The organism is Streptomyces sp. NPDC127114, from assembly GCF_042677525.1.
Lineage (GTDB): Bacteria > Actinomycetota > Actinomycetes > Streptomycetales > Streptomycetaceae > Streptomyces.
On the sequence record NZ_JBHXTJ010000009.1, the window covers coordinates 236997 to 243351 of the forward strand.

The window sequence follows — 6355 nt, forward strand, 5'->3', positions numbered from 1 at the left end:
CCATGAGCATGATCGGCGAATACTTCCGGGTGACCGCGGCCGAGCTGGAGCGCGCGACCCGGGATCCGGACTGGGCATTCGACTACATCGACGAGACGCAGGATGCCGTCGACGGGTCGGAGCCGTCACCGGCCGAGGCCCGCCACTTCTCGACCTACCAGGCCTGGCACCTGCTGGGCTTCCTGCTGGAGCGCCGCGGCTTCCCTGTGGACGTCATCTACGGGGAAGAGCCCCTCGGCAAGGCCGAGGACTGGGGATACGGCCCGCCGCAGTACCTTCCCGCGGACCGCGTCCGGCTTGGAGCAGAGGCCCTGAGCCGCCTGACCTACGACCAGCTCATCTCCGACGTCGACCCGCGGGACCTGGTCACTGCGGAGATCTACCCCTTGGGTTGGGAAGACCGGGCTTCTCTGGAATGGGGCCGAGACTGGTTCGCCGGCCTGACCGAGTACTTCGCGGCGGCAGCAGAGGAGGGCCACGCCGTCATCGTCTGGCTGGACTGACCGTACGCATCTCGGCCACCGAGGCGACAACGGCGACCCCCACGCTCCCGACCGCCTCACCGTCGGCCCCGTCCCGTCTCCTGTTCGCCCGCATTGATCGGCGTCCGCACGGTCTGCCCGCGGCCCGCCCCGTAAGGAAGGGGCCCCAGAAGGGTCGGGCCCGCCCGTCGGCGGGGCCCGCGTGGCACGATGGCTCCCGGCCCGCCGCCCCGACAGGCGTACGGCTGCAGAGACCGAGCCGGTTCGGCGATCCGGCCCCGCGACCATTCCTCGAGGTGGACGACCGTGAACGACACTCCGGGCTGGACCTCGCCCGGATCTGCTCCCTCCGACGGCCACGACGGCGCCGGCGTCCCCCGGCCCGCCTCGCCCGGCGACGCGAACGGCCCTGCCCCGCAGTGGTCCAGCAACCAGCCGCCCGCCGGTCAGTGGCAGCCTCCGACCGCTCCCGGCCACGACGCCCCGCCGCCGCCTCCGGCGCCCGCGCACGGCGGCACCGGCTGGGGCCGGCCCCCGTACGGCCACTGGGGAGCGCCGCCGCCCGCGAAGCCCGGCGTGATCCCGCTGCGCCCGCTGACCCTGGGCGACATCCTCGACGGCGCCGTGACGACCATGCGCCGCTACTGGCAGACCGTCCTGGCCGTCACCATCACCGTCGCGGTCGTCGTGCAGGTCGCGGACATCCTCGCCCAGCGCTATCTCGCCCCCGCGCCCGTGGCGATCGACCGGGACGCCAGCCCGGCCGAGCGGCTCTCCCAGAGCCTCGAATCCCTGAAGAGCAGCCTCATCGGCATGGGCCCGACGTACGCCATCATGATCGCCGCCGGGCTCTTCAGCTCCGCGCTGCTCACCGTCGTCATCAGCCGCGCCGTCCTCGGCCGCCCCGTCACCCTCGGCGACGCGTGGCGGGAGGCCCGCCCGCGGCTGCTCCAGCTGCTCGGGCTGACCCTGCTGGTACCGCTGGCGGCCGGCGCCATCATGTTCGTCGGCCTTCTGCCGGGGCTGCTCCTCGGCGGTGACGCCGGAGACGCCCTCGCCTTCGTCGGCGGCGCCTGCGCCTTCGTGGCCGTGATCTGGCTGACGATCAGTCTGTCCCTGGCCTCTCCCGCGCTCATGCTGGAGCGTCAGGGCGTCATGAAGGCCCTGAAGCGCTCGGCCAAGCTGGTGCAGGGCTCCTGGTGGCGCATCTTCGGCATCAGCCTCCTCACCCAGCTGCTGATCTTCCTCTTCACGATGATCGTCGCGCTTCCGTTCGTCTTCATCGCGATGGCCGTCGCCGGCGACGGCATCAGCGACCTCATGAACGGCACCGTCCCGGAGACCAGCTGGGCGTTCCTGATCATCACGGGCATCGGCGGAGTCATCACCGGCGCCCTCACCTACCCGCTCTCCGCGGGCGTGGCGGTCCTCCTCTACATCGACCAGCGCATCCGCCGCGAGGCCCTCGACCTCGAACTCGCCCGTGCCGCCGGACTCCCCGGCTACGGAGGCTGATGGCGTGACGATCACGGGGGGCACGGCCGGTGACACACCGGTGGACATACCGCGCGTCCCCGCCCGGGAGGCGGCGGAACGCGAACTGTCCGAGCCGATGTACCACGAGAACGATCCCAGCCTTCTCCAGCGCGGCCTCGACCGCTTCTGGGACTGGGTCGGCGGCCTCTTCGACAGCGCCGCCGGAGCGACGCCCGGAGGTGTCGTCGGTGTCGTGGCCGTCGCCGTCGTCGTGCTCGCCCTGATCGCCGCCCTCTGGTGGCGCCTCGGCACCCCCCACCGCACGCCCGCCACCGCCGGCGACTCCCTCTTCGACGACGGCCCCCGCACCGCCGCCGAACACCGCGCCGCCGCCGGCCGCCACGCCTCGGCCGGCCAGTGGAACCAGGCCGTCCAGGAACGCATGCGGGCCATCGTCCGCTCCCTCGAGGAACGCACCCTCCTCGACCCGCGCCCGGGCCGCACCGCCGACGAAGCCGCCGCCGAAGCAGGCCGATCCCTGCCGGCCCACGCCGAGGGACTGCGCGCCGCTGCCCGCGCCTTCGACGACGTCACGTATGGCGGCCGCAGCGCCGACGAACCCGCGTACCGCCGCGTCGAGCAGCTGGACAGCGCCCTGGAGCGGACGAAGCCGACGCTCGCCACGACCGCCGCCACCGGCTTCACGGAGGCGCCCCGATGAGCCGGCCGGCCACGACCAGCACCTCGACCTCGCTCACGCCCCGTCAGATCTGGAACCGGGCCCGAAGCGCCCTCCTGGTGCTCGCCCTGCTGCTGATCGGCGGCATCGTCCTGGCCACGATGCGCTCCAGCGGCCACCACGGCCGCCTCGACCCCCGCTCCGCCGACCCCTACGGCAGTCGCGCCGTCGCCGAACTCCTCAAGGCCGAGGGCGTGACCGTCGACGTCGCCGAGACCCTCACCGAGGCGACCGACGCCACCGGCGCCGACACCACCCTGCTGGTGACGAGCCCCGACCTGCTCACGCCGGAGCAACAGGCCACGCTGCGCCGGGCGATGACCAGCTCCGCCGGCCGCACCGTCCTCCTGGGCCCCGGCCCGTCCTCCCTCGGCACCCTCGCGCCCGGCACGAGCACCGCCCTGAGCGTGGCCGTCACCCCTCTCGAGCCCGCCTGCACACTGCCCGCCGCGACCCGCGCCGGAAGCGCAGACCTCGGCGGCGAGCGCTACCGCACCGGCACGACCACCGCCGACTCCTGCTACCTCTCCGACGGCCTGCCCACCCTCGTCCGCCTCCCGGGCAGCGGCACGGCCGACACGGTCCTCCTCGGCTCCCCCGAACTCCTCTTCAACAAGCGCCTCGCCCAACAGGGCAACGCTTCCCTCGCGCTGCAACTCCTCGGCTCCCGGCCGCATCTCGTCTGGTACCTCCCCTCACTCACCGACGTGTCCGGCGCCACCGAGGCCCCGCAGGACCCCGAAGCCACCTTCCTCGAACTGATTCCTTCCGGCTGGCTGTGGGGCACCCTCCAGCTCGCCGTCGCGGCCGTCCTCGCCGCCGTCTGGCGCGGCCGCCGCCTCGGCGCCCTCGTGCCCGAACGGCTTCCCGTCGCCATCCGCGCCTCCGAGACCACCGAGGGCCGCGCCCGCCTCTACCGCAAGACCGACGCCCGCGACCGCGCGGCCACCGTCCTGCGCACCGCGACCCGCGACCGGCTCGCCCCGCTCCTCGGCGTCCCCGGCAAGGACGCCCACTCCCCCGATCTGCTCCTCTCCGCACTCTCGGCCCGGCTCCCCGCGGCCCCCGCGGTCCACCGGGTCCTCCTCTTCGGCCCGGCTCCCGCCGACGACGCCGCCCTCGTCCGCCTCGCGGACCAACTCGACGCCCTCGAAAGAGAGGTACGCACCTCATGAGCGCCCCGACCCCTGAGACCGCTACGAGCTCGGACGGCGCCCGCGCCTCCCTGGAGGCCCTGCGCACCGAGATCGGGAAGGCCGTGGTCGGCCAGGACCCCGCCGTCACCGGTCTCGTCGTCGCCCTCCTGTGCAAGGGCCACGTCCTGCTCGAAGGAGTCCCCGGCGTCGCGAAGACCCTCCTGGTGCGCGCTCTCGCCTCCGCGCTCGAACTCGACACCAAGCGCGTCCAGTTCACCCCCGATCTGATGCCGAGCGACATCACCGGCTCGCTCGTCTACGACACCCGGTCCGCCGAGTTCTCCTTCCAGCCCGGCCCGGTGTTCACCAATCTGCTGCTCGCGGACGAGATCAACCGCACGCCCCCGAAGACCCAGTCCTCGCTCCTGGAGGCCATGGAGGAGCGCCAGGTCACCGTGGACGGAACGCCCCGCCCGCTGCCCGAGCCGTTCCTCGTCGCCGCGACGCAGAACCCCGTCGAGTACGAAGGCACCTATCCGCTGCCCGAGGCCCAACTCGACCGCTTCCTGCTGAAGCTGACGGTCCCACTGCCCTCACGCGAGGACGAGATCAGCGTCCTCACCCGGCACGCCCAGGGCTTCAACCCCCGCGACCTGAAGGCCGCCGGAGTCCGCCCCGTCGCCGGCCCCGCCGAACTCGAGGCCGCCCGCGAAGCCGTCGCCAAGGTCTCGGTCTCCGCCGAGATCGCCGGCTATGTCGTCGATATCTGCCGTGCCACGCGTGAATCCCCCTCGCTCACTCTCGGCGTCTCCCCCCGAGGAGCCACCGCCCTGCTCTCCACCGCCCGAGCCTGGGCCTGGCTCACCGGCCGGGACTACGTCACCCCGGACGACGTGAAGGCCCTGGCCCTGCCGACCCTGCGTCATCGCATCCAACTGCGGCCCGAGGCCGAGATGGAGGGAGTCACCTCCGACTCCGTCCTCAACTCGATCCTCGCCCACGTCCCCGTACCCCGCTGAGAACGGCACCCCATGGCCCTCACCGGACGAACCGCCCTGCTCGCCGCCATCGGGTCGCTCCCCGTGGGCATCCTCGCTCCCAGCTGGACCGGGATGCTCGCGGTGAACGCTCCGCTCACACTCGCAATTCTGTGCGACTACGCGATGGCCGCGCCAGTGCGAACGCTCCAGTTCACCCGAAATGGTGATACATCAGTTCGATTGGGTGACGGTGCCGAAGTCCAGCTCACCGTCACCAACCCGTCCCGCCGCCGCCTGCGCGCCCAGCTCCGCGACGCCTGGCCCCCGAGCAGCGCCCAGAGCCCCGACCGCCAGGAGCTGACGGTCCCCGCCGGCGAACGCCGCCGCATCACCACGGCCCTGCGGCCCACCCGCCGCGGTGACCGCCGCGCCGAACGCGTCACCGTCCGCTCCTACGGCCCCCTCGGCCTCGCCGCCCGCCAGGGCAACCACCAGGTCCCCTGGACGGTCCGTGTACTCCCACCGTTCACCAGCCGCAAGCACCTGCCCTCGCGCCTCGCCCGCCTGCGCGAACTCGACGGCCGCACCAGCGTCCTCACCCGCGGCGAGGGCACCGAGTTCGACAGCCTCCGCGAGTACGTCCCAGGCGACGACATCCGCTCCATCGACTGGCGCGCCACCGCCCGGCAGACCACGGTCGCCGTCCGCACCTGGCGCCCCGAACGCGACCGTCACATCCTCGTCGTCCTCGACACCGGCCGCACCTCCGCCGGCCGCGTCGGCGACGTTCCCCGCCTCGACGCCGCGATGGACGCCGCACTCCTCCTCACCGCCCTGGCCTCCCGCGCCGGCGACCGCGTCGACCTCGTGGCGTACGACCGCCGCCTCCGCGCCCAGGTCCAGGGCCGCTCGGCGAGCGACGTCCTGCCGGCCGTGGTCGACGCCCTGGCCAACCTCGAACCGGAACTCGTGGAGACCGACGCCCGTGGCCTCGCCGCCACCGCTCTGGCCCGCGCCCCGCGCCGCTCCCTCGTCGTGCTGCTCACCAGCCTCGACGCAGCTCCGGTGGAAGAGGGCCTGCTGCCCGTCCTCCCTCAGCTCACACAGCGCCACACGGTCGTGGTGGCCTCCCCCTCCGACCCGCACGTCGCCCGCATGGCGAGTACGCGCGGCACGATCGAGGGCGTCTACGAGGCCGCCGCCGCGACCCAGGCCCAGACCCAGCGCGCCCGCACCGCGGAACAGCTCCAGCGCCACGGCGTCACCGTCGTCGACGCCACCCCGGACAACCTGGCCCCGGCCCTCGCGGACGCGTATCTCGCCCTGAAGGCCGCCGGCAAGCTCTGATCCCGAGCTGCGCTGCCCGGCTCCTTCCGGAATACGGGAGGAACGGCCCGTAAACGCAGAAAAGCCCCGCACCATAAGGTGCGGGGCTTTCCCACAATGATTGTTCGGCGGCGTCCTACTCTCCCACAGGGTCCCCCCTGCAGTACCATCGGCGCTGAAAGGCTTAGCTTCCGGGTTCGGAATGTAACCGGGCGT

6 protein-coding genes and 1 rRNA gene are annotated in these 6355 nt (G+C 73.0%); 6 read left to right on the forward strand and 1 reads right to left on the reverse strand.

Going from position 1 to position 6355, the window contains the following annotated elements; genetic code table 11:
• The first annotated feature begins 2 nt into the window (after positions 1-2).
• The 6 genes from ACFVGS_RS12930 to ACFVGS_RS12955 all read left to right on the forward strand — a co-directional run bounded on the left by ACFVGS_RS12930 (position 3) and on the right by ACFVGS_RS12955 (position 6160).
• Positions 3-503, forward strand: a complete 501-nt coding sequence (locus tag ACFVGS_RS12930; protein ID WP_385692490.1) for a YfbM family protein — start codon at positions 3-5, stop codon at positions 501-503.
• 285 nt (positions 504-788) lie between these two features.
• Positions 789-1997, forward strand: a complete 1209-nt coding sequence (locus ACFVGS_RS12935; protein ID WP_384421425.1) for a hypothetical protein — start codon at positions 789-791, stop codon at positions 1995-1997.
• 4 nt (positions 1998-2001) lie between these two features.
• Positions 2002-2679, forward strand: coding sequence for a DUF4129 domain-containing protein (locus ACFVGS_RS12940; RefSeq protein ID WP_384421427.1), 678 nt, complete (start codon positions 2002-2004; stop codon positions 2677-2679).
• Complete coding sequence (locus ACFVGS_RS12945; RefSeq protein WP_385692491.1) at positions 2676-3872, forward strand: DUF4350 domain-containing protein; 1197 nt, start codon at positions 2676-2678, stop codon at positions 3870-3872. The genes ACFVGS_RS12940 and ACFVGS_RS12945 overlap by 4 nt, the downstream gene beginning before the upstream one ends.
• Positions 3869-4852, forward strand: coding sequence for an AAA family ATPase (locus ACFVGS_RS12950; protein ID WP_384421431.1), 984 nt, complete (start codon positions 3869-3871; stop codon positions 4850-4852). The genes ACFVGS_RS12945 and ACFVGS_RS12950 overlap by 4 nt, the downstream gene beginning before the upstream one ends.
• A 12-nt stretch (positions 4853-4864) precedes the next feature.
• Positions 4865-6160: a DUF58 domain-containing protein gene (locus ACFVGS_RS12955; RefSeq protein ID WP_384421433.1), complete on the forward strand. Its 1296-nt coding sequence runs from the start codon at positions 4865-4867 to the stop codon at positions 6158-6160.
• Between the two features lie 102 nt (positions 6161-6262).
• Here ACFVGS_RS12955 and rrf read toward each other — a convergent pair.
• A 5S ribosomal RNA gene (gene rrf, locus ACFVGS_RS12960) occupies positions 6263-6355 on the reverse strand; the annotation flags it as partial.